A 21,893-nucleotide genomic window follows, 5' to 3' on the forward strand; every position below is an offset into this window, starting at 1 on the left:
AGCGGCGGATTGCTTATAAAGGTGTCACTGCTCGATAGGTTTCTTGCCTGTATGAAACCTGCCTCAATGACTATACCCCGGCCTTGTGCCGGGGTTTTTTTTGTCTGTCGTGTTCAAATCTCCCGTAGGAATACGTGAACGGCCGGAAACCCCTTATTTTGCGGGTGCAGCATGGTATGGTGCGCGCAAGATTGGATAAGGGAGATTTCCATGACTCTTGCAGGCAAGACCGCCATCATCACTGGTTCGAACTCGGGCATCGGTCTGGGCGTGGCCCGCGAACTCGCCAAGGCGGGGGCGAATGTGATTCTCAACTCGTTCACCGATAACGACGAAGATCACGCGCTGGCCGCGAGCATCGGCGCGGATTTCGGTGTTGAGGCGCGCTATATCAAGGCGGATATGTCCAAGGGCGAGGAATGCCGGGCGCTGATCGAACAGGCGGGGGGATGTGACATCCTCGTCAACAACGCCGGTATCCAGCATGTCAGCCCGATTGACGAGTTTCCGGTAGAAAAGTGGGACGCGATCATCGCGATCAATATGAATTCGACCTTCCACACCACAGCCGCCGCCCTGCCGGGGATGCGGGAACGTGGCTGGGGCCGGATCGTCAATATCGCCTCGGCCCATGGGCTGACCGCATCGCCCTTCAAGGCGGCCTATGTGGCGGCCAAACATGGTGTTGTCGGCATGACCAAGACCGTCGCGCTTGAGACCGCGCAGGAACCGATCACATGTAACGCGATCTGCCCCGGCTATGTGCTGACGCCGCTGGTCGAGGCGCAAATACCGGACACCATGAAGGAATACAACATGAGCCGCGACGAGGTGGTGAAGAACGTGATGCTCACGCGCCAGCCCTCGAAAGAATTCGCGACTGTCGAGCAACTGGGTGGCACCGCTGTCTTTTTGTGTTCGGACGCGGCGGCACAGATCACCGGCACCACGATCAGCGTGGACGGCGGCTGGACCGCGCTCTAAATCCTGTCTTGAGTGCAAGGGTCCGCCATTGCGGGCCCTTTTTGTTTTGGGGGTGCCTGATGGGTAAGAAACGGATCAACCTCGCGCTTCAAGGCGGCGGCGCGCATGGCGCCTTTACCTGGGGCGCTCTTGAAGTTCTGCTGGATGACCCTGAAATCGAGATCGCGGGTATTTCTGGAACCTCGGCGGGGGCGTTGAACGGTGCCGCGCTGAAATCGGGCATGATCCAGGATGGCGAGGCCGGGGCGATTGCCAACCTTGATGCACTCTGGTCGCGGATGGGCGCGGTTGGGGATATGCGGCTGATCAACTGGATGACCAGCTTTGGACCGGGCCCGGGACCCGTGGCGCGCGCGATGGAGTATTCGCTACCCTATTCGATGGCTGAAACCATGTCGCGCATGGTGTCTCCCTATGCTTATGGTCCGCTTTATTCCAATCCCCTCAGATCGGTGGTGGATGCCTTCAACTACAAAGAGGTCTGTTCCGAGATCGGTCCGCGTCTTTACATTTGTGCAACGAACGTGCGCACCGGCAAGGCGCGGGTGTTCACCAAGCAGGAGATCACCACCGACGTGATCCTTGCCTCGGCCTGTCTGCCGACGATGTTCCAGGCGGTGGAAATCGAAGATCCGGAAACCGGGGAATGCGATGCCTATTGGGATGGCGGCTATACCGGCAATCCGGCCTTGTTTCCGCTGTTTGACCGCGAGTTGCCAGATGACGTGGTGATCATCAACATCAACCCGCTGGAACGTGCGGAAAAGCCGGTGACACCGCAACAGATCCAGAGCCGCATCAACGAGATCAGTTTCAACAGTTCGCTGCTCAGCGAGTTGCGGGCGATTGCCTTTGCGCATCGGCTCTTGGAGCAGGGGGCGATCGACAAGGGTAGCATGAAAGATGTGAAGGTTCACATGATCGCCGATGACGCGCTGATGAACGATCTGTCGGTGGCCACGAAATCGGTGCCCACACCCTATATCCTCGCCGAACTCAAGGCCGCTGGTCAGAAGGCGGCGCAGGATTTCCTCAAGTCACATAAGCAGGCGCTGAACGTGGAAAGCACCATCAACCTGCGGGATACCTACGGTTAGGACTTCGACTTTTCACCGGAGGGTTTCGTCGGGTCCTTGGCGTTGGGATAGACAAGGCCTGCGGAAATCACCAGTTTCGCGGCTTCCTCGATGCTCATGTCCAGCTCGATGATGTCCTCGCGCGGGAAGAACAGCAGGAAGCCCGAGGTCGGGTTTGGTGTGGTGGGCACGAAAACCCCCATCAGCTGATCGCTGGTATGCGGTTTGGCGTCGACTTCGCCCTTGGCCTCGGCCGAGATGAAGCCAACCGCCCAAATGCCCTTGCGGGGGTATTCGACAAGGCAGGCCTTTTCAAAGTTCCGGTCAGACTGGGCAAACACCGTCTCGGCAATCTGCTTTACGCCGGAATAGATCGACCGCACCACAGGCATGCGATCCACGAGGCCTTCAGCAAAGTTGATCAGCGAACGCCCGATCAGACCCTTGGCAACCCAACCCACGAAAATCGTGAACAGTAGGAAGATGATGACGCCAACGCCACGAAGGTTGATGCCGATGTATTTTTCCGGCTGGAAGGTATAGGGCACCAGCGGTAGCACCACGCCATCCACCCAGCCAATCAGCGTCCAGATCAGCCAGATCGTCATGCCCACAGGCGCGATGACGACGATCCCCGTCAGGAATGAGGAACGCAGGCCGGCGAACATGCCGGGCTTGCGGTGGTGATGGGGTTCTTCGTCGAATGGCGTGGTCATGATCTTGGACGTCGTTTTTCTACCGCGTTACCTAAGGTCTGGGGGATTTGGGATCAACGATTCAAACCCCTCTGGCGACGTTTTTACCCGTTACCACGCATCTTTGTGATCTCGCTGGCGATTTTCGCAGCAAGACGTGCGTTGTTCAGAACCAGTGCGATGTTTGCCTCAAGCGAACGGCCTTCGGTCAGTTCGAAGATCCGAGACAGAAGGAAAGGGGTCACGCCCTTTCCGGTAACGCCCTGGGCCTCGGCTTCGGCGGTGGCCTGCGCGATGATCGGGGCGAGGGTTTCTGCGTCGATTTCGGCCTCGGTCGGGATCGGGTTGGCGATCAGCTGGCCGCCGGGCAGACCGATCTGGCCGCGCAGGACATGCGCCCTGGCGATCTCGGCCGCGCTATCGAGGCGCAGCGGCGCGGTGAGGTCGGACTGGGCCGACCAGAAGGCGGGAAAGCTGTCCTGTCCAAAGGCGATCACCGGAACGCCGTTTGTTTCCAGAACTTCCAAAGTCTTGGTAAGGTCGAGGATGGCCTTTGCGCCAGCGGCCACGACGGTGACCGGTGTCTGCGCCAGTTCGGTCAGGTCGGCAGAGATGTCGAAACTGTCTTCGGCCCCCTTGTGCACACCGCCGATGCCGCCTGTGGCAAAGACAGCAATGCCGGCCATATCGGCGGCGATCATGGTGGCGGCGACAGTCGTCGCGCCATTGCCACCTCGCGCCATGCAGACCGCAAGGTCGGCGCGCGAAAGCTTGGCCACGTTCTTGGCCTGCGCCAGTTGTTCCAACTGCTGGTCGGTCAGCCCCGCATAGAGCACACCGTCCAGAACCGCGATGGTGGCGGGCGTGGCGCCGTGCGCACGGATTTCACCTTCGACCCGACGGGCGGTTTCAAGGTTCTGCGGGTAGGGCATCCCGTGGGTGATGATCGTGCTTTCCAGCGCGACAATGGGCGTGCCGGCGGCTTTGGCCTCGGCGACTTCGGGCGACAATGTGATGAGGGTCATTTCGCGTTTCCTCCGGAAACATAGGTGGCGGCCGCGTGCAGGGCGCGGGAGAGGGCTTCGGCGCGGTCACTGCCTGCGGCCTCGGCGGCGATATGGGCGGCCATGAAGGTATCACCCGCACCGGTGACGCGGGTCACTAGCACTTCGGGCGGTTTTTGGGTCAGGCATCCGTCGGCATTTGCATCCGAGGCGGAATCCCCGCCGTCGGTGACAAGGGCGCGCCGTGCTCCGCGGGCAACAAGGCCCTCTGCGGCCTGTGCCGAGTTCTCAAAGGTGGTCTGGCACAGCAGTCCGGCTTCTTCGAGGTTCACGTAAAGCACCGCGCGATCGTGCATCAGGAAGGGCATGAGGCGGGTGGCCTTGCCCGGGCTGGCCGGTGCGACCCGCAGGTCGGCGTTGGCGAACAGCGGGCTTTGCGCGATGTTTTCAAGCAGGCGCTGGGTCAGGTTGCCATCCAGCGCGATATACCCGCTGTAGGGGGCCTCGGCGCTGCCCAGCATCCCGTTTTCAAGCGGGCGCAGGATCTTGTCGCCTGCCGCCTCAAGCGAATGGGCGTCGGCGATCGCGGCGATCAGCCCGTTTGCGCCCTCGACAGCCATGTATTGATCGGTCGGCAGGTCTTCGGAGCGGTAGACGTGATCGGTGACCATGCCCAACTCGTTGCAGGCGGTGATCAGCTCGCGTCCCGCCGGATCCTGGCCAATGGCGGTCAACAGGCCGGGGCGCAGGCCAAACCGCGCGAGCGTCATCGCGATATTCATCGCCACGCCGCCGGGCAGGCGGGTGATGCGGCCGGGCACATCCGATCCCTGTCGCATATGGGCCGGAGAACGGCCGATGACGTCCCAGAGGACCGAGCCGATGCAGAGGATGTCAGGATCATGAGTCATGGGGCGGTTTTGACCTGTTGGTAAAGGGATGGCAAGGGAGGCCGTTACTTAGGCACGTGGAAAGTGAGCGAGGCCCAGAGGCTTTCCCATACGATGCCGTATTTGGCGGCGTCCGCGTCGGACGGGGGGCGCAGGACCACGGAATCAAGCAGATAGCTGTGGTTCGCGCGAATGGGGATCGTGGCCTGTCCCGTTGCATCGGTTTCCACCGTGAAAACCCCTACGGTTCCGTCCGGGGCGCGTTCGAATACTTCGATCAGGGCGTTCTGGCGGGGCTGGCCCTTGTAAAGCAGTTGTACCGGCAGGCCATATTCCGGGGGCATCCTGTAGGGATTTGCAAGCGCGACGAATTCGGTCAGAAGGCCGGTTGCCTGATCCTGACCGGCGCCATCCCCCACGGCGACCAGAGATTTCACAAAGCGCCGGTAGCCTTCCTCGAAAGGTGGCTCCGGTAGGGCGCGGCTCTTGTGCCAGTCGACGATATTGGCATAGCCCTTGTGGGTCGCGAAATCAACGAACCCCTGCCAGTCGCGATAGGCAACGGTCTGCATGGCGGCCTCGTGGGCAAAGACCACAAGACCGGCCTGATCCGTCGCAAAGCGCACCGCCGGCACGTCTCCGGCGCGGCCGGTCACGGGCGTGACATTGCCATTCTGGTAGGCATCGAACCGCAGGATACGGCGGTCGAACCACGCGAAATCGGTGCCGCGGAAGTTTTCACCGTTTTTCAGTGAGGCAACGATAGGCATGCCGGATGTGACTTGATACTGTTGCGGTTCAAGCCAGAACTCATGCGCGGCACAAGAGACCGCGAACAGGCAGGCGACGGAACTGGCAAAGAGGCGAGACAGGAACATGAGACAGGTGCTGCGCATTTTGGCGATGGTTTGGGTGGTGGCCCTAGGGTTGCCCGCCAAGGCCCACGAGATCAACCCGACAATTGCGGACCTGACGGTTGCCGATGGCCGCGCCGACCTTGTGCTGCGGCTCAACCTCGAGAGTTTTCTTGCCGGAATGGACCTTGATGTCACGGAAGACACGCTCGAGGCCGAGGTCGGGGCCGAGGAATACGAGGCCTTGCGCGCGCTGGGGCCGGATGCCCTTGCCGAGCGGTTCAACGAAGGGTTTGACCAAAGCCTCGGGGCGCTGGTTCTATGGGCCGACAACTCCCGCGTGCCCCTGCGGCTTGGGGCGGTGGAGATCGAAGACGCCATTGGCGTGGAATTGCCCCGCACCAGCGTGATTGGCCTGAGTGGCGAGGTGCCAGAGGGCACGCGCGCGGTCTCACTGGAATGGGGTAAGGGCTATGGGCTGTTGATCCTGCGCCAGCAGGGCGTTGAAGACCCATATACCGGAACGCTGAATGGCGGTGAGCGCAGTCCCTCGATCTCGGTGCTGGGCGGCGACCAGCTAAGTGGCTGGCAGAGCTTCCTTGCCTATATCCCGGTCGGGTTCGATCACATCCTGCCCAAGGGGCTTGATCATATCCTCTTTGTGCTGGGGCTGTTCTTCCTGTCGCTGCGCATTGGGCCGTTGCTGTGGCAGGTTTCGGCCTTCACGCTGGCCCACACGGTGACGCTGGCGCTTGGGGCGCTGGGGTGGGTCGTGGTACCCGCAAGCATTGTTGAGCCGCTGATTGCCGCCTCGATCACCTATGTCGCGGTTGAAAACATCCTGTCCAAAGGCCTGACACGCTGGCGTCCTGTGGTGGTCTTCCTGTTCGGATTGCTGCACGGGCTCGGGTTTGCCTCGGTGCTGGGGGACTTTGGTCTGCCAGAGGGCACTTTTGTGGCCGCGCTCCTTGGGTTCAACGTGGGTGTCGAACTGGGCCAGCTTTGCGTGATTGCCCTTGCGTTCCTCGCTGTCGGGCTCTGGTTCGGGCAAAAAACGTGGTATCGCGCCCGCATTGCGGTGCCGGCGTCCTGCGGTATTGCCCTGATCGGCGCCTATTGGTGCGTGGAAAGGGTGTTCTTCTAATAGAACGGCGGGCGGGCCATCCGGCCCGCACCAAAGGATTAGCTGAAGGCGGCCTTGAACTCGGCCAGCTGGGCCACGGGGTCCTCCGCGCGCCAGATTTCCTCGCCAATGCCGAAGAAATCGGTGACCGGCGAAAGCTTGCGGATGATGTCGACATCGAGCGCGCCCTCGGCGACCACGGGAACCTCGATCATCTGCGACCACCATTCGAACAGTTCGTGGTCGGCAACGGTGCCATCGCCCAGAGGGGTGCTGCCGACCGGACCGAACGAGATGTAGTCGGCACCCTGTTCGCCGGCGGTCATGCCGTCGTGACGCGACGCGCCGCAGTAAGCGCCGACAATGGCATCGTCGCCAAGATCCTTGCGGGTCTTGCGCATGGACCGCGCGCCGTCGGTCAGGTGGACACCGTCAAGGCCAAGCCGTTCGGCCAGCACGACATGTTCCGCGATCACGATTGCCACGTCACGGGCGTGACAGGTTTCTCGCAGGGCATCGGCGGCGCGGCTGATGCGGTCTTCGTCCTGGGTGGCCAGCGCAAGGCGCACGCAGGCAATGTCGGTGTCGTCCAGAACCCGGGCCAATTGCTCGGGAAAACGGCTGAGTTCAATCTCGGGCGGGGTGATGAGATAGATCTGGGGCAGCTCGGTTTCGGCCATCTTCGGGCTCCTGTCGGTGAGTCTTCGCGCCGCTATAACGCGGTTTTTCGGCTTTGGCTACTTGGCAGGCATGGGTGCGACAAAATCAAGGGCGAGGGCAAGCAGTTGCGCACGCCGGTCATCGTCAGCCATCAGGTCGTCATCGACGTCGATCATGCCGCCCATGGGGCGTCCGGTGAAATCCATCGGGCGCGCACCTTCGATAGCAAGCGCCGTGGCCTCGTTGTCCTTGCCGACACGATACATGCCGCCGCCCTTGTGCACCCCGCAGAGCATGTTGCCGTTCATGAGAAAGCACAGCCCCCCGAACATGCGCTTTTCACTGATGCCGGTCCGGTCGACAAGGTCATCGCGGATCAGGCTCGCCAGCCCTTCGTCATAGGCCATGTCTATTGCCTCCGTTCCATGTGTGAAAATTCTAGGTCGGAACGGGGGATAATTGAAGCCACGGCTTGTCATCAGGGGCACGCGGGCGATATGAGCAGCCAGATATTTCTGAAAAAGAGACGCCGATGCCCACCGCGACCCCACAGCCCGCCTTTGTTCTTGTTCGCCCGCAGATGGGGGAAAACATCGGAGGCGCCGCCCGTGCGATGTGGAACTTTGGCCTCGATCGCATGCGCATTGTCGATCCGCGCGACGGCTGGCCGAACCAGCGGGCCGTGGCGATGGCGTCGGGGGCAGGGCGTCTTCTGGACGAGGCCAAGCTGTGCGACACCACCGCAGAGGCGCTTGAAGACTGCCACTTTGTCTTTGCCACCACGGCACGGGCGCGGGGCCTGACCAAACCGGTGGTGACACCGGAGCGCGCGATGGAAATGGCACGTGAAAAGATTGCGGCGGGCGAAAAGGTCGCCGTGTTGTTCGGGCCGGAACGTTCGGGCCTTGAAAACGATGACATCGCCCGCGCCAACGCGATCATCAACGTGCCTGTGAACCCGGAGTTCGCTTCGCTCAACCTTGCGCAGTGTGTCTTGCTGACAGCCTACGAATGGCGGCGCGGTGCCGTCGATGTCGAGGCCGAGCGCGTCGACATGGCCAAGACCGAATGGGCCAATCAGGCAGAAATGGAAGCCCTGCAAAGCCACTATGAAGAGCGGCTGGATCAGGCCGGTTTCTTCTTTCCCCCGGGCAAGGAGGAAGGCATGAAGACCAACCTGCGCAACATGTGGAGCCGGATGCGCCTGACCCGTGCAGACGTGCAGATGCTGCATGGCGTGATGCGGCAAATGGTACGCTGGAAAGAACGCGGCGATTAATCCGCGCAGGCCGCTTGAAGCCCGCTAGGGTGCGCCCTAATCTCCCCTCCGAAGAAGCACGAGGATCAACAGCCAGATGAGCCAGAAACGCAGCATTTTCGAAGAGGTCGGCGACAGCAGCCCGAAAGACGCCCCCAAGGCGGTTGGCGTGATCGACAAGGGTGCGAAAGGTGCCCGCCGTGGCATTCGGGCCTGGCTCATGGTGCTGTTTGCGATGGTTGTGGTGATGATCGTCGTTGGCGGCCTGACCCGCCTGACCGACAGTGGCTTGTCGATCACCGAATGGCGCCCCGTGACCGGGGCTGTTCCGCCGATGAACGAGGCCGACTGGCAATCCGAGTTCGACAAGTACAAGCAGATCGACCAGTGGCGGATCGAGAACCAGTGGATGACGCTGGAAGACTTCAAGACGATCTACTGGTGGGAATGGGGCCATCGCCAGATCGGCCGCGTGATCGGCCTTGTCTGGGCCTTGGGCCTTGCCGGTTTTGCCATCGCTCGCCAGATCCCGACGGGTTGGACTGGGCGTCTTGTCCTGATCGGCGCGCTTGGCGGGGTTCAGGGGGCCGTGGGCTGGTGGATGGTGGAATCCGGTGTGACGTCGGGGGAAGGCGTAACCACCGTGGCCTCGTATCGACTGGCAACGCACCTTGGTCTGGCCTTTGTGATCCTTGGGTTCATCGCCTGGTACATCTTCCTGCTTGGCCGCGAAGAACGTGACCTGATGCAGGCACGCCGTGGCAAGGAGGCCAAGCTGTTCTCGATGTCCACAGGCCTTTTGCACATGGCGTTTATCCAGATTCTGCTGGGGGCCCTTGTGGCGGGTATCGACGCCGGTCGCAGCTATACCGACTGGCCTCTGATGGGCGGGCAGGTGATCCCGCCCGATCCGTTCCTGCTTGAGCCGCTGTGGAAGAACTTCTTTGAAAATCCGGGCCTTGTGCAGTTCATCCACCGCATCTGGGGCTATCTCTTCGTGATTTTCGCGGTGATCGTCTGGCGTCGTGGCCGGACTTCGGCACACGCGGGCACCCAGTTTGCCTTTAACGCCGTGATGGCCGTTATCGCGGTTCAACTGTTGCTGGGCATCGGCACCGTTCTTTACGCCGCGCAGGTCCATATCGCGATAACGCACCAGATCGTGGCGATTGCCGTCTGGGTGCTGATCCTGCGGGCGCGGTTCCTGTCGCATTTCCCTGTATCCCGTTCCATTCGAGAAGGTTGATCCATGTCCGCATTTGACGAGTTGATGGCGTTCCAGCACCAGACCGAGGCGCTGGGGCAGGTGGCTGGCCGGTTGGGCTGGGATCAGGAAACGGTCATGCCGCGCGGCTCAGCAGCGCAGCGGTCCGAAGAGATGGCGGCAATGGAAAGCGTGCTGCACGCCCGCCGTACCGATCCGCGCGTGGGTGAATGGCTGGCGGCGATCGACGATGCGACGCTGGACGAGGTCGGTCAGGCCCAGATGCGCCACATCCGCAAATCCTATGCCCGCACCATGAAAGTGCCTGCGGATCTGGCGGCGCAGATCGCCAAGGTGGCCAGCCGCGCACAGGGCCAATGGGCCGAGGCGCGGGCCAATGAAGACGTGGCGGCCTTTCTTCCGGTGCTGCGCGAGGTTGTTGATCTCAAGCGTCAGGAAGGGCAGGCGCTGGCCGATGGTGGCGATGTCTATGACGCGATGATCGACGACTACGAACCGGATATGAAAGCGGCCGAGCTGCAGGCCATGTTCGATGCCATGCGTCCGCGTCTCGTTGCCCTGCGCAGTGCCGTTCTGGACAAGCCCGCGCCCCGTGCGCTCAAGGGCAAGTTCCCGCCGCGCAAGCAGATGCAGCTGACCCGCAAGCTGGCCCAGACCTTTGGCTATGATCTTGGCATGGGACGCATCGACAAGGCCGTGCATCCGTTTTCGTCGGGCTCGGGCCATGACGTGCGCATCACCACCCGCACCAGCCCGCGCGATCCGTTCAACTGTTTCTATTCGACGATCCACGAGGTCGGCCACGCCTGCTATGAGCAGGGTATCGACGATGCCTATGCGCTGACACCGCTGGGTCAGGGCGTGTCGATGGGCGTGCACGAAAGCCAGAGCCGCATTTACGAAAACCAGCTGGGACGCAGTCAGGCGTTCACCGGCTGGCTGTTCAAGGAGATGCGCCAGACCTTTGGCAAGTTCGGTGTCGGGACGCCTGAAAAGTTCTATGCCACCGTGAACACCGTTCACAAAGGCTATATCCGGACCGAGGCCGACGAGGTGCAGTATAACCTTCACATCATGCTGCGCTTTGATCTGGAACGCGCCCTGATGGGGGGCGATCTGGAGGTCGAAGATCTGGAAGCGGCGTGGAATGACCGGTTCGAGGCGGATTTCGGCTATGCCGTCGACAAGCCTTCGAACGGTGTCTTGCAGGATGTTCACTGGTCGGTGGGCCTGTTCGGCTATTTCCCGACCTACAGCCTTGGCAATGTCTATGCAGGCTGTCTGCATCAGGCCCTGCGCAAGGCGGTTCCCGACCTCGATGCGCAGCTTGCGCAGGGGGACACATCGGCCGCAACCGGTTGGCTGCGCGAAAACCTGCAACGCCACGGCGGCTTGCGCCGCCCGGCCGAGACCATCGAACACGCAAGCGGCATGGCCCCGACGTCCGAGCCTCTTCTGGCCTATCTCGAAGAGAAATTCGGCGCGCTTTACGGCCTGTAACGATCGGACCTAGCTGAAGATATTCACGACATCCTCGTCATCGGGGATGTCGTTTCTTCTTGCGTGTACCGGCACAGGTACAAGGGCGGGGGTGTCCTGCAAGGGCGTGACGGGCAGGACCGCGCGAAGCCGTGTCTGCGGATCAAGGCGGCGCACCGCCACCTTGCGTTTGACAAGGGAGGAGTGGCGAAAGTGACGCCCCTTCATCAGCATCAGGCATTGAAGCAGGGCGCAAAGCGTGACCGCCTCTTGCCAGAGCGCACCAAGTTTCGGCGTGTCGTTGAACACCAGCGTATCCAGTGCGGTGGCCAGAACCACCATCATTGCGATGACATGGATGCTAGCGCGAAGCCAGATGCCCGCCATCATCGTATAGGCCGGCAGGAACAAGGCGGCGGCGCCGATGATCGTGGCCTGGGTCTCGGGCATGAAGTGTTTCAGGGTCGGTACGAGGTCTGGCCCCGGCGCGATGCCAACGCTGACCGCCATGAGGTAGGAGGCAATCAGGATACGCATCAAGACCAGTTTGAAACTGCGGGTGCTGGGTGTATCGGTCGGATGTGTGTTGCGCATGGGGCCGTCTTGGATCGTGAGTAGAAAGAGGCCGGCACTACACAAAATGCGTAAAACTCACGCGGCACCACTAACGCGCCGGCCTTTGCATCAATCCTAGGCCGGGAATGGGACGAAATTGGGACGCGGCTGTGGCGGTTTAGCGGGCTTTGCAGACCATCGCCCGCCCATCGCTGCGGGTAACGCGCAAGGCACCGTCCTCCAATCGCTCAACGATCCGCTCTGCGCCATAGCCATCCGAGGTGAGCCGCCCGTTCGAGGTGATCTCGTATTCGGCCTCGACGGTCTTGCCTTTGACAATGGCCACGTAGGGCACCGCCGTGGCATCCAGCGCGATGGTTTCGAACGACCATTGCAGCGGGATCGGCCCTTGAAGGCAATCAAAGGTGCGGTTGCTGAGGCTGTCCAAAAGGGCCGGTCCCGAGATTTCTTCGGCGGCAAGGGGCGCGGCGAGGATGGCAAGGGAGACGGCGAGGGGGCGAATTGCGAACATGGACGACCTCTGGGTGGCGAAAGGGGCGTGTTTTACATAGGCGCTTTTCACCAGTCGAACCTTGACCTTGGTCATGCGTCGCGCGCGATCAAAAAGGGCGACCCGCGGGCCGCCCTGATCTGGTTATTCTTCCGAACCTTCCGAGGGGTCATCCTCGTCGTTCTGTTCGGCAATCCGGGCGACCGAGACAACCTCTTCGCCCTTGCCGGTGTTGAAGACCCTGACGCCACCGGCCGAGCGGGAGCGGAAGGAGATGCCATCAACCGGCACGCGGATCGACTGGCCGCCAGAAGTGGCAAGCATGATCTGGTCGTCCATCTCGACGGGGAAAGAGGCCACGAGGTCACCGCCGCGCATTGCCTTGTCCATTGCGGCGACACCCTGACCACCACGGCCACGCACCGGATAGTCATGGCTCGACGAAAGCTTGCCCGCACCACCGGTGGTGATGGTGAGGATCAGGTTCTCGAAGGCCGACATTTCGGCATAGCGTTCCTGCGAGAGTTCACCTGCCACCGCGCCTTCGTCATCGGCCTCGCCCTCGTCGGTCACACCAGCCACGGCGCGGCGCATCTTGAGATAGGCGGCACGCTCTTCCGGGCTGGCCTCGAAGTGGCGGATCACCGACATCGAGACTACCTTGTCGCTGTCATTCAGGCGGATACCGCGCACACCGGTCGAGTCGCGGCCTTTGAAGACACGCACCTCGGTGGTGGGGAAGCGGATCGCCCGACCCGAATTGGTGACCAGCATCACGTCGTCGTCTTCGGTACAGATACGCGCATTCACCAGTTCCACGCCCTCGGGCAGTTTCATGGCGATCTTGCCGTTGCGTTTCACATTGGTGAAATCGCTCAGCGCATTGCGGCGCACGTCACCGGCCGAGGTGGCAAAGAATATCTGCAGGTCGCTCCATTCGTCCTCGTCGCGGTCGACGGGCATGATGGCCGCAATCGACACGCCGCTCGGGATCGGCAGGATATTGACGATGGCCTTGCCCTTCGAGGTCCGTCCGCCAAGCGGCAGGCGCCAGGTCTTGAGTTTGTAGACCATGCCATCGGTGGTGAAGAACAGAAGCTGGGTGTGGGTGTTGGCCACGAAGAGCGTGGTGATCACGTCCTCTTCCTTGGTCTGCATACCCGAAACACCCTTGCCGCCGCGCTTCTGGGCACGGAAATCGGCCAGCGGGGTGCGCTTGATATAGCCGCCGGAGGTGATGGTCACGACCATATCCTCGCGTTCGATCAGGTCCTCGTCGTCCATGTCACCCGACCAGTCGACGATCTCGGTGCGGCGCGGCACAGCAAAGTTGGTCTGAACTTCGCGAAGCTCATCCGCGATCAGGCCCATGATACGTTCGCGCGAGCCGAGAATTTCAAGGTATTCCTTGATCTTGGAGGCCAGTTCTTCAAGCTCGTCCGTGACTTCTTTGACACCAATCTGGGTCAGGCGCTGGAGGCGCAATTCAAGGATCGCACGGGCCTGGGTTTCGGACAGGTTATAGGTGCCGTCCTCGTTCATGGTGTGGGTCGGATCGTCGATCAGCTGGATATAGGCCGCGATGTCGGCCGCCGGCCAACGGCGGGTCATCAGCTTGTGACGGGCCTCTGCCGCATCCGCCGATGACCGGATGGTGGCAACCACTTCGTCCACGTTCGACACGGCCACGGCCAGACCACACAGGATGTGGCTGCGTTCACGCGCTTTGCGCAGATCAAAGGCGGTGCGCCGCGCCACGACTTCTTCGCGGAAGTCGATGAAGGAGGTCAGGAACTTGCGCAGGGTCAGCTGTTCGGGGCGTCCACCGTTCAGGGCCAGCATGTTGCAGCCAAAAGACGTCTGCATCGGGGTAAAGCGGAACAGCTGGTTCAGCACCACATCGGGGGTGGCGTCGCGCTTGAGTTCGACCACGACGCGCACGCCGTTACGGTCGGATTCATCCTGAACGTGGGCAACACCCTCGACCTTTTTCTCGCGCACCTGCTCGGCGATCTTCTCGATCATCGAGGCCTTGTTCACCTGATAGGGGATCTCGTCGATGACGATGGCATAGCGGTCCTTGCGGATCTCCTCGACGCGGGTCTTGGCGCGGATGATGACGCTGCCACGGCCTTCGAGATAGGCTTTGCGCGCACCGGAACGGCCCAGCATGATGCCCCCGGTCGGGAAATCCGGGCCGGGGATGTACTGGATCAGCTGTTCGCTCGACAGGTCCGGATCCTCAATCAGCGCCAGCGTCGCGTCGCAGACTTCGCCAAGGTTGTGAGGCGGGATGTTGGTGGCCATACCCACGGCAATACCGCCGGCACCGTTGACCAGCATGTTGGGGAACCGCGCCGGAAGCACCGTCGGTTCCTTGTCCTTGCCGTCATAGTTGTCCTGGAAGTCGACGGTGTCTTTTTCGATGTCGGCCAGGATCGAGGCGGCGGGCTTGTCCATCCGCACTTCGGTGTAACGCATGGCCGCCGGATTATCGCCATCCATCGAGCCAAAGTTGCCCTGACCGTCCAGAAGCGGCAGCGACATCGAGAAATCCTGCGCCATACGAACGAGCGCATCGTAAATCGCGCTGTCACCATGCGGGTGGTATTTACCCATCACGTCGCCCACCGGACGGGCCGACTTTCGATAGGCCTTTTCGTGGGTGTTGCCGGTCTCGTGCATGGCATAAAGAATGCGGCGGTGGACGGGTTTCAGGCCGTCACGGAGGTCGGGAATCGCACGGCTCACGATCACGCTCATGGCGTAATCGAGGTACGAGTTGCGCATTTCTTCCTCGATGGTCACCGAGGGTCCGTCGTGCGGCATGTACTCGTGTACGGATTCTTCTTCGTTTTCAGGGGTTTCCGGAGTGTCGCTCACGTAGTGGCTCGCTTCTTTCTGGCGGTCGCTATCTTGTTGTCATTTTTATAACAGCCCCATCATATGGGGGCAATGGCCGTGGGCGAGGAATTGCTTTGCGGGGTGGGTTAATGCGGATTGCGCTGAGAAAACCCGTGTCGGTGTGACGTCGGTATTCTGTCGGTATTACGTCGGTGGGGTGTGTGTCGGCCTGGTGGATGAACAGGACGTACGCCACCAGACTTTGAAACAGGGAACGGCGACAGTCGTTGCCATGTCCCAAGCCCAAGCCGGAGCATGTCCCTGCATCACCACCACGGGCAGAGTGTAAAAAAATCCCGAAAACATCACCCACACGGGTGATATTCCCGTTCGCATGGGGTAAGGCGTAGGAAGACGTATCAAAACTTAAGGCAACGAAGATAGCCGAGATGAAGACTTCCATTCCTTTGACTTCCATTCCCGAGAACACCCTTTTTGGGGCGGGTGATACTTTTGTCCTGTTTGGGGAACTGTTCGGCCGTGGCTATGCCACCGGCCTGATCGAGTCGGCCAAGGCGGCCGGCATGAACGTGGTCGGCATTACCGTCGGCCGCCGCGATGACGCGGGCGCGCTGCGGGCGCTGACCGATGAAGAACTGACCGCCGCCGAAGCCAACCTTGGCGGCAAGATCATCAACGTGCCGCTGATGGCCGGTTTCGACATGGACGCGCCGGAAGGCGAGAAGACCCCGACCGATCTCGTCGGCGAAATGACGATTGACGGCTGGCAGGAGCACAAGCTCGACTGGGATCTGATTGATCGCTGCCGTGCGCTTGGTGTTGACCGTTTCAAGACCGCGCTGGCGGATGTCATGGCGCAACTGGACGCGCTGCTGCCCGATGGCAAGAACGTCTATTTTGCGCACACGATGGCGGGCGGCATTCCGCGTGCTAAGGTGTTCATGGCAATCGCCAACCGCATCTACAAAGGTCGTGGTGCGCGTTACATGCCGTCGCAGGCGCTGGTTGACAGCGATCTTGGCAAGCTGATCCTGCAGAACTTTGACGAGGTGACCGCCCATACCTTTGGCCACCTTCTGGACGCCTCGGGTGCGATCCGTGAACGGATCGAAGCCTCGGGAGGTCAAGTGCGCTATACCGCCTATGGCTATCACGGCACCCGCGTTCTGATCGGCGACGATTACGCCTGGCAGACCTACACCAACTATACCCAGGGCTATGCCAAGATGCGCCTCGAAGAGCACGCGCAGGCGGCATGGGACAAGGGCATCAAGGCCACCGTCTTCAACTGCCCCGAAATCCGCACCAACTCGTCCGACGTTTTCGCCGGGATCGAGCTTTCGCTGGTGCCGCTGCTGTCGGCGCTCAAGAAAGAAGGTGGCGGCGCATGGGTCGATGCCCAGTGGCAGGCCTGTCAGGAGCTTCTGAAAGACGATGTGTCGCTCGAGTCGGTTCTGAAGATGGTGGGTGACTATCAGCAGGATGAGGTGATGCAGGCGTTTTCGGACTTCGAGGCCTGGCCGATGCCCAACAGCGCCGAGCAGGTTGAAAAGACCGTCGGCACCTCGCAGGACATCGTGGCGCTGCACAAGAACCGCAAGGAACTGGTGAGTGATCTCCTGAGCCAGCTGGTTCTGGATGCCACCGGTTCGCTGATCTTCAACGAAGCCAGCGCGCCGAACGGCCCGGTCCTGTGGCTTGACCACGATCTCGTGGCGCAACAGCTGATCAAGACCAACGGCTGAAGACGGCCATAGCCAAAATGAAACGCCCTTGCAGCGATGCGGGGGCGTTTTGTCATGGCTCAGGCGTCGTGGTTCAGGCCGAGCAGCTTGCCCCGCCCAGAACACAGAACTTGGCGCAGTGCGGGTGGTTCAGACGCACGTCTGCCTCGGCCTCGGCCAGGGTGGTGCCCATATCGAACTCGGCCTCGTAGGGCAGGAGAGTGCAGGCAATGACCGACGGGCTGTCGGCGCCCTTGTGTTTCACCACCATGCGCGAGTTCGAGCACATGACCTCGGTCGGGGCCTTGTTCAGGATGCCCCAGCAGGCGGTGGTGATTTCCGGTACTTCGGCCATTTCGTCCATTTCCGGGAACAGAACGGTCTGGCCGGGGTTCATCGCGTCGATGGCAAAGCCCTCGCGTTCATACAATGCGCTGTAGCCGGCACGGGACTCGGCGTCGCTTTCACCCCAGACGGTACGGCCGGCAACCGCCATGCGGAAACCGTTGTCACGCAGCCAGCGCATTCCGGTCAGCGTCTTTTCAAACGATCCCTTGCCGCGTTCCTTGTCGTGGAGTTCCGCGCCCCAGTGGTCGACGGAAATTCGCAGGGTCAGCTTGTCGGCGTAGGCCTTGTGCAGCTCAAGAAGCCCCTCGCGCACGGATTTGCGCATCATCGGCAACATGGCATTGGTGAGGATCAGAACCTCGTAACCCCGTTCCAGCGCGCGGCGGGTCATCTCGATCATCTGCGGGTTCATGAAGGGTTCGCCGCCGGTAAAGCCGATTTCGCGTACGTTCCAGCGCCGCTCTTCCAGCTGGTCAAGGTAGTCGCTGACTTCATCCGCGGTCATATAGACCAGCGCGTCATTGGTGGGCGACGACAGGATATAGCAGTTTTCACATTCGATATTGCAGAGGGTCCCGGTGTTGAACCACAGGGTTTCGGGGTTTTCCAACGATACATGCGCACGGGTTTCGCCCTTGGCCGTCAGATAGGGGTCCGAGAACTTTCCTGCGTTTACCTGATCTTTCATCACTCTGCCTTCGTCTTTGGTGAGACCGTGCTAGCAAAAACCTGAGGTTCGGGAAAACCTCTTTCCACATCAGTGACACAGTTGTGATGCAGAACAGGTTTGATAGAGTTGTCCAAGACGGGGCGTGCCTGATTTGATGGCGTGATGACGATCCCGAGGAATGCGAGAAAACCATGACGCCGCGCAGCGTGCCTGTAGATGAGTTTGACCTGGTTGTCTTTGGCGGCACCGGGGACCTGTCCCGCCGCAAGATTCTGCCGGCGCTGTACAAGCGTTTTTGCGCCGGTCAGATGCCCGGACAGTCCCGCCTGATCGGGGCAGCCCGTTCCGATATGGGTCGCGCCGCCTATCAGGCCTTCGTGCGCGAGGCCCTCGAAGAATTCGCCAATGTCGATGGCAGCACGCAGTTGGACGGGTTTCTTGACCGTCTGGACTACGTGACGCTGGACGCGCGTGGTGACACGGGCTGGGCCGACCTTGCGAAGAAGATGGTGCCGGGCCGGGTGCGGGCGTTCTATTTCTCGGTGGGACCAAGCCTTTTCGGCGATCTTGCACAGGGGTTGCAGAAGTGGAACCTGTCGGACGATCAAAGCCGTATCGTGGTCGAGAAGCCCTTTGGCCATGACCTTGAGACCGCGCGTGCGCTGAACCGCGAGTTGGCCTGCCATTTCGACGAACGTCAGATTTACCGGATCGACCATTACCTCGGGAAGGAAACCGTTCAGAACCTGATGGCTGTCAGGTTCGGGAACATGCTGTTCGAACCGCTCTGGAACTCGCAATATATCGACCACATCCAGATCACCGTGGCGGAAACCGTCGGGGTTGGTGGGCGTGGAGCCTATTATGAGCGCGCGGGTGCGATGCGCGACATGATGCAGAACCACATGATGCAGCTTCTGTGCCTGATCGCGATGGAGCCGCCCGCCAAATTCGAGCCGGATTCGGTACGGGATGAAAAGCTCAAGGTGATCCGCGCGTTGGACCCGGTTGAGCCGCACCATATCCAGCGCGGTCAGTACACTGCATCGGACGGAGTTCTTAGCTTCCGGGAAGATGTCGAGAACGCGCGGTCGAAGACGGAAAGCTTCATCGCCCTCAAGTGTCACATCAGCAACTGGCGATGGGCGGGAACGCCATTCTATCTGCGCACCGGCAAGCGCCTTGCCACCCGCAGTTCCGAGATCACGGTGGTGTTCAAGGATGCGCCGCACTCGATTTTCGGGCCGGAAGCGGGGCGTCACAACAATGAGTTGACCATCCAGTTGCAGCCGGATGAAGGGATCACCCTTGACGTGACCATCAAGGAGCCGGGACCGGGCGGAATGCGCCTGATCGACGTGCCGCTCGACATGAGCTTCGCCGAGGCGCTGGGGCCGGAAGCCGACAGTCCTGACGCATATGAGCGTTTGATTATCGACGTGATCCGTGGCAACCAGACCCTGTTCATGCGCAATGACGAGGTGGAGGCGGCCTGGGCGTGGACGGACCCGATCATTCAGGGCTGGGAGGCGCGCGGTGACGTTCCCAAACCCTATGACGCATTTACCACCGGACCGGATGGCGCACTGCAAATGGTGCGCCGGGACGGCCGGGACTGGCGAGGAATACGACGTTGAATTTGCAGGAATACGTAGACGCGGACATGATGGCGATCGACCTCGCCAACATTCTGGCTGATGAACTGTCCGAGGCGCTGCACCACGAAGACCGCGTGCTGTTTGCGGTGCCCGGAGGATCGACGCCGGGGCCGATTTTCGACGATCTCTGTGCCGCTGACATCGACTGGAGCCGGGTCGATGTTGTGCCCACCGATGAACGCTGGGTGCCGGAAGATCACGAACGCTCCAACGCGCGCATGATCAAGGAACGTCTTTTGGTCAACCGCGCGGCCGCTGCCCGTTTCATCCCGCTTTACACACCTGCACATTCACCGGAAGAGGTGTTGCCGGAACTTGAGTCGATGCTGACACCGGAGTTGCCGATTGCCGTCGCACTGATCGGGATGGGTGCGGATATGCACACCGCCTCGATGTTCCCCGGCGCAGACGGTCTTGAAGTCGCGCTGGACAGCCACGCGCCGATCCTCGTGCCGATCCGCCGCGATGACCTGCCCGATACCCGGATTACCCTTTCTGCCCGCATTTTGGGCGGTGCCGTCTCAAAGCACCTTGTCATCACCGGAGAGGACAAGCGCGACGCATTGAAACAGTCACGTCATTTGACGGCAGCGCAGGCCCCCGTTAGGAGAGTGCTGAGCGGCGCGACCGTACATTGGGCAAAGAGTTAGTATGTGGAATGAATTGAAAGACTTGCACGCCGCAACCGCGGCGCGTTCTATTGTTGACCTATTTGAAGACAGCGCCCGCGCCGAAACATTTTCACGGCATCACGACGGGCTTTTATTCGACTTTTCCAAAACCAATCTCGACGCTGACATCCTGAACGCGCTTGTTGCGCTGGCCGAAGAGGCATGCGTCGCGAACAAACGCGAGGCGATGTTTCGCGGCGACAAGATCAACGTCACCGAGGATCGCGCGGTCCTGCATACCGCCGCACGGGCCATTGTGGGCGATGCCCAAGATGGCGAGATCATGGTTGATGGCCATGACGTGATTGCCGAGATTCGCCAAACCCATCGCCGCATGGCGCGCTTCGCGCGCGCGGTGCGGGCCGGGGACTATCCGGCAGGGGGCGTGCAGATCACCGACGTGGTCAATATCGGCATTGGCGGCTCTGACCTTGGCCCCGCGATGGCCACCAAGGCGCTGGCCCCCTATGGCGACGGGCCGCGCTGTCATTTCGTGTCGAATGTCGATGGCGGTGATCTCGTGGACGTGGTCAAGCATCTGCGCCCCGAAACCACGCTGGTGGTGGTGGCCTCCAAGAGCTTTACGACCCAGGAAACCCTGATGAACGCCCGCTCCGCCCTGCGTTGGATGGAAGAGGCAGGCGGTGATCCGACGGCCCGGTTCGTGGCGATTTCAACGGCGATGGACCTGACCCGGGATTTCGGCATCAAGCCCGAGAACGTCTTTGGCTTCGGCAGTTGGATCGGTGGCCGCTACTCGGTCTGGGGGCCTATCGGCCTGTCGCTGATGCTGTCCATCGGGCCAGAGCGGTTCGAAGAGTTCCTGCGCGGCGGCCTTGCCATGGACCAGCACTTTCGTGACGCGCCGTTTGACCAGAACCTGCCGGTGCTTTTGGCCCTGATCGGGTTGTGGCACCAGAAGGTCTGCGGCTATCCGACTCGCGCCGTCATTCCCTACGAACAGCGCCTGCGCCGCCTTCCGGCCTATCTGCAACAGCTCGAGATGGAATCGAACGGCAAGGGCGTGGGCACCGATGGCCAACCCTTGCCCATGGGCGGCGGTCCGGTTGTCTGGGGCGAGCCGGGCACCAACGGCCAGCACGCGTTCTTCCAACTGATCCACCAAGGTCAGGACATCATCCCGGTCGAGTTCCTGCTTGGCGCCGAAAACCACGAGCCCTCGCTTGGTCACCATCACCGGGCGCTGATTGCCAATTGCCTTGCTCAGTCCGAAGCCCTGATGAAAGGCCGCTCGCTGGAGGAGGCGCGCAGGCAGCTTGAGGAAAAGGGCATGTCAGCGGAAAAGATCGACGAGATCGCGCCGCATCGTGTCTTTACCGGCAACCGCCCCTCGACGACCTTGCTCTATCCGCGCCTCACACCCTACGTTCTGGGCCAGATCATCGCGCTTTACGAGCACCGGGTGTTTGTCGAAGGCGCGATCCTTGGGCTTTATCCTTTCGATCAATGGGGCGTCGAGTTGGGCAAGGAACTGGCCAATGGATTGATGCCCGCAGTGAGCCGCCGTGAACGTGCGGAAGAGACCGAAGGATCGACCCTCAAACTGCTGCGCTACATCCACAACGTACGCGGCTGAGCGACGGGTTTGATCTTCGCTGTCAGGGACCCGCGGCGGCTTGCCG

Annotated in this window: 20 protein-coding genes; 10 read left to right on the forward strand and 10 right to left on the reverse strand. The window is 61.2% G+C overall.

Annotated features, from left to right (window positions below):
- Positions 1–210: 210 nt before the first annotated feature.
- Together ABWV42_RS14710 and ABWV42_RS14715 are read left to right on the forward strand one after the other, a co-directional pair.
- Positions 211–984, forward strand: coding sequence for a 3-hydroxybutyrate dehydrogenase (locus ABWV42_RS14710; RefSeq protein ID WP_353340831.1), 774 nt, complete (start codon positions 211–213; stop codon positions 982–984).
- Positions 985–1,043: 59 nt separating this feature from the next.
- A complete protein-coding gene (locus tag ABWV42_RS14715) occupies positions 1,044–2,081 on the forward strand; it encodes a patatin-like phospholipase family protein (protein ID WP_353340832.1) in 1,038 nt (345 codons plus the stop codon).
- On the opposite strand, the gene ABWV42_RS14720 is transcribed toward ABWV42_RS14715, so the two are convergent.
- The 4 genes from ABWV42_RS14720 to ABWV42_RS14735 form a co-directional block, all read right to left on the reverse strand.
- Complete coding sequence (locus tag ABWV42_RS14720) at positions 2,078–2,776, reverse strand: DUF502 domain-containing protein (protein ID WP_255106597.1); 699 nt, start codon at positions 2,774–2,776, stop codon at positions 2,078–2,080. The two genes, ABWV42_RS14715 and ABWV42_RS14720, sit on opposite strands and share 4 nt — an antisense overlap.
- Positions 2,777–2,859: 83 nt before the next feature.
- Positions 2,860–3,780: a pseudouridine-5'-phosphate glycosidase gene (locus tag ABWV42_RS14725; RefSeq protein WP_353340833.1), complete on the reverse strand. Its 921-nt coding sequence runs from the start codon at positions 3,778–3,780 to the stop codon at positions 2,860–2,862.
- Positions 3,777–4,670, reverse strand: coding sequence for a PfkB family carbohydrate kinase (locus tag ABWV42_RS14730; protein ID WP_353340835.1), 894 nt, complete (start codon positions 4,668–4,670; stop codon positions 3,777–3,779). The genes ABWV42_RS14725 and ABWV42_RS14730 overlap by 4 nt, the downstream gene beginning before the upstream one ends.
- Before the next feature lie 44 nt (positions 4,671–4,714).
- Complete coding sequence (locus ABWV42_RS14735; protein ID WP_353340836.1) at positions 4,715–5,527, reverse strand: DUF4198 domain-containing protein; 813 nt, start codon at positions 5,525–5,527, stop codon at positions 4,715–4,717.
- Between ABWV42_RS14735 and ABWV42_RS14740 the strand changes: the two genes are divergently transcribed.
- On the forward strand, positions 5,526–6,647 hold the full coding sequence (locus ABWV42_RS14740; protein ID WP_353340837.1) for a HupE/UreJ family protein: 1,122 nt from the start codon (positions 5,526–5,528) through the stop codon (positions 6,645–6,647). The genes ABWV42_RS14735 and ABWV42_RS14740 overlap by 2 nt on opposite strands.
- A gap of 38 nt (positions 6,648–6,685) precedes the next feature.
- Here ABWV42_RS14740 and ABWV42_RS14745 read toward each other — a convergent pair whose 3' ends face one another.
- Both ABWV42_RS14745 and ABWV42_RS14750 read right to left on the reverse strand, forming a co-directional pair.
- The gene (locus ABWV42_RS14745) at positions 6,686–7,306 is read right to left on the reverse strand and encodes a thiamine phosphate synthase (protein WP_353340838.1); all 621 of its coding nucleotides are present in this window, start codon (positions 7,304–7,306) and stop codon (positions 6,686–6,688) included.
- A gap of 57 nt (positions 7,307–7,363) precedes the next feature.
- Complete coding sequence (locus tag ABWV42_RS14750) at positions 7,364–7,693, reverse strand: TfoX/Sxy family protein (protein ID WP_353340839.1); 330 nt, start codon at positions 7,691–7,693, stop codon at positions 7,364–7,366.
- A 125-nt stretch (positions 7,694–7,818) separates the two neighbouring features.
- On the opposite strand from ABWV42_RS14750, the gene ABWV42_RS14755 reads away from it, so the two are divergent.
- The 3 genes from ABWV42_RS14755 (at position 7,819) to ABWV42_RS14765 (ending at position 11,269) form a co-directional block, all read left to right on the forward strand.
- Positions 7,819–8,565: an RNA methyltransferase gene (locus ABWV42_RS14755; protein ID WP_255106608.1), complete on the forward strand. Its 747-nt coding sequence runs from the start codon at positions 7,819–7,821 to the stop codon at positions 8,563–8,565.
- Positions 8,566–8,641: 76 nt separating this feature from the next.
- Entirely contained in the window at positions 8,642–9,790 is a 1,149-nt protein-coding gene (gene ctaA / locus ABWV42_RS14760) for a heme A synthase (RefSeq protein WP_353340841.1), read from the forward strand.
- A 3-nt stretch (positions 9,791–9,793) separates the two neighbouring features.
- On the forward strand, positions 9,794–11,269 hold the full coding sequence (locus ABWV42_RS14765; protein ID WP_353340842.1) for a carboxypeptidase M32: 1,476 nt from the start codon (positions 9,794–9,796) through the stop codon (positions 11,267–11,269).
- 9 nt (positions 11,270–11,278) lie between these two features.
- On the opposite strand, the gene ABWV42_RS14770 is transcribed toward ABWV42_RS14765, so the two are convergent.
- From ABWV42_RS14770 to gyrA, 3 genes are all read right to left on the reverse strand, one after another.
- The gene (locus ABWV42_RS14770; RefSeq protein ID WP_353340843.1) at positions 11,279–11,842 is read right to left on the reverse strand and encodes a hypothetical protein; all 564 of its coding nucleotides are present in this window, start codon (positions 11,840–11,842) and stop codon (positions 11,279–11,281) included.
- 139 nt (positions 11,843–11,981) lie between these two features.
- On the reverse strand, positions 11,982–12,410 hold the full coding sequence (locus tag ABWV42_RS14775; protein WP_353340844.1) for a hypothetical protein: 429 nt from the start codon (positions 12,408–12,410) through the stop codon (positions 11,982–11,984).
- A gap of 48 nt (positions 12,411–12,458) precedes the next feature.
- The gene (gene gyrA / locus ABWV42_RS14780; protein WP_502930970.1) at positions 12,459–15,143 is read right to left on the reverse strand and encodes a DNA gyrase subunit A; all 2,685 of its coding nucleotides are present in this window, start codon (positions 15,141–15,143) and stop codon (positions 12,459–12,461) included.
- A 464-nt stretch (positions 15,144–15,607) separates the two neighbouring features.
- On the opposite strand from gyrA, the gene ABWV42_RS14785 reads away from it, so the two are divergent.
- Positions 15,608–16,924, forward strand: a complete 1,317-nt coding sequence (locus ABWV42_RS14785; protein ID WP_353340846.1) for an enoyl ACP reductase FabMG family protein — start codon at positions 15,608–15,610, stop codon at positions 16,922–16,924.
- Between the two features lie 73 nt (positions 16,925–16,997).
- Here ABWV42_RS14785 and ABWV42_RS14790 read toward each other — a convergent pair whose 3' ends face one another.
- Positions 16,998–17,939: a radical SAM protein gene (locus ABWV42_RS14790; RefSeq protein ID WP_255106619.1), complete on the reverse strand. Its 942-nt coding sequence runs from the start codon at positions 17,937–17,939 to the stop codon at positions 16,998–17,000.
- Between the two features lie 173 nt (positions 17,940–18,112).
- Between ABWV42_RS14790 and zwf the strand changes: the two genes are divergently transcribed.
- Genes zwf through pgi form a run of 3 tightly spaced genes read left to right on the forward strand, consistent with a single transcriptional unit; the run spans position 18,113 to position 21,847 of the window.
- A complete protein-coding gene (zwf, locus tag ABWV42_RS14795; protein ID WP_353340847.1) occupies positions 18,113–19,558 on the forward strand; it encodes a glucose-6-phosphate dehydrogenase in 1,446 nt (481 codons plus the stop codon).
- Complete coding sequence (pgl, locus tag ABWV42_RS14800) at positions 19,555–20,229, forward strand: 6-phosphogluconolactonase (RefSeq protein WP_353340848.1); 675 nt, start codon at positions 19,555–19,557, stop codon at positions 20,227–20,229. The genes zwf and pgl overlap by 4 nt, the downstream gene beginning before the upstream one ends.
- Position 20,230: 1 nt before the next feature.
- Positions 20,231–21,847: a glucose-6-phosphate isomerase gene (gene pgi, locus ABWV42_RS14805; RefSeq protein WP_353340849.1), complete on the forward strand. Its 1,617-nt coding sequence runs from the start codon at positions 20,231–20,233 to the stop codon at positions 21,845–21,847.
- The last annotated feature ends 46 nt before the right edge of the window (positions 21,848–21,893 follow it).

The sequence above is a fragment of the Pelagimonas sp. KU-00592-HH genome, from assembly GCF_040369695.1.
Lineage (GTDB): Bacteria > Pseudomonadota > Alphaproteobacteria > Rhodobacterales > Rhodobacteraceae > Shimia.

Bases quoted from the DNA above. Each gene is read 5' to 3' on its own strand.
- ABWV42_RS14710 (WP_353340831.1), top strand. From the start codon at position 211: ATGACTCTTGCAGGCAAGACCGCCATCATCACTGGTTCGAACTCGGGC.
- ABWV42_RS14715 (WP_353340832.1), top strand. From the start codon at position 1,044: ATGGGTAAGAAACGGATCAACCTCGCGCTTCAAGGCGGCGGCGCGCAT.
- ABWV42_RS14720 (WP_255106597.1), bottom strand. From the start codon at position 2,776: ATGACCACGCCATTCGACGAAGAACCCCATCACCACCGCAAGCCCGGC.
- ABWV42_RS14725 (WP_353340833.1), bottom strand. From the start codon at position 3,780: ATGACCCTCATCACATTGTCGCCCGAAGTCGCCGAGGCCAAAGCCGCC.
- ABWV42_RS14730 (WP_353340835.1), bottom strand. From the start codon at position 4,670: ATGACTCATGATCCTGACATCCTCTGCATCGGCTCGGTCCTCTGGGAC.
- ABWV42_RS14740 (WP_353340837.1), top strand. From the start codon at position 5,526: ATGAGACAGGTGCTGCGCATTTTGGCGATGGTTTGGGTGGTGGCCCTA.
- ABWV42_RS14735 (WP_353340836.1), bottom strand. From the start codon at position 5,527: ATGTTCCTGTCTCGCCTCTTTGCCAGTTCCGTCGCCTGCCTGTTCGCG.
- ABWV42_RS14745 (WP_353340838.1), bottom strand. From the start codon at position 7,306: ATGGCCGAAACCGAGCTGCCCCAGATCTATCTCATCACCCCGCCCGAG.
- ABWV42_RS14750 (WP_353340839.1), bottom strand. From the start codon at position 7,693: ATGGCCTATGACGAAGGGCTGGCGAGCCTGATCCGCGATGACCTTGTC.
- ABWV42_RS14755 (WP_255106608.1), top strand. From the start codon at position 7,819: ATGCCCACCGCGACCCCACAGCCCGCCTTTGTTCTTGTTCGCCCGCAG.
- ctaA (WP_353340841.1), top strand. From the start codon at position 8,642: ATGAGCCAGAAACGCAGCATTTTCGAAGAGGTCGGCGACAGCAGCCCG.
- ABWV42_RS14765 (WP_353340842.1), top strand. From the start codon at position 9,794: ATGTCCGCATTTGACGAGTTGATGGCGTTCCAGCACCAGACCGAGGCG.
- ABWV42_RS14770 (WP_353340843.1), bottom strand. From the start codon at position 11,842: ATGCGCAACACACATCCGACCGATACACCCAGCACCCGCAGTTTCAAA.
- ABWV42_RS14775 (WP_353340844.1), bottom strand. From the start codon at position 12,410: ATGACCAAGGTCAAGGTTCGACTGGTGAAAAGCGCCTATGTAAAACAC.
- gyrA (WP_502930970.1), bottom strand. From the start codon at position 15,143: ATGCCGCACGACGGACCCTCGGTGACCATCGAGGAAGAAATGCGCAAC.
- ABWV42_RS14785 (WP_353340846.1), top strand. From the start codon at position 15,608: ATGAAGACTTCCATTCCTTTGACTTCCATTCCCGAGAACACCCTTTTT.
- ABWV42_RS14790 (WP_255106619.1), bottom strand. From the start codon at position 17,939: ATGAAAGATCAGGTAAACGCAGGAAAGTTCTCGGACCCCTATCTGACG.
- zwf (WP_353340847.1), top strand. From the start codon at position 18,113: ATGACGCCGCGCAGCGTGCCTGTAGATGAGTTTGACCTGGTTGTCTTT.
- pgi (WP_353340849.1), top strand. From the start codon at position 20,231: ATGTGGAATGAATTGAAAGACTTGCACGCCGCAACCGCGGCGCGTTCT.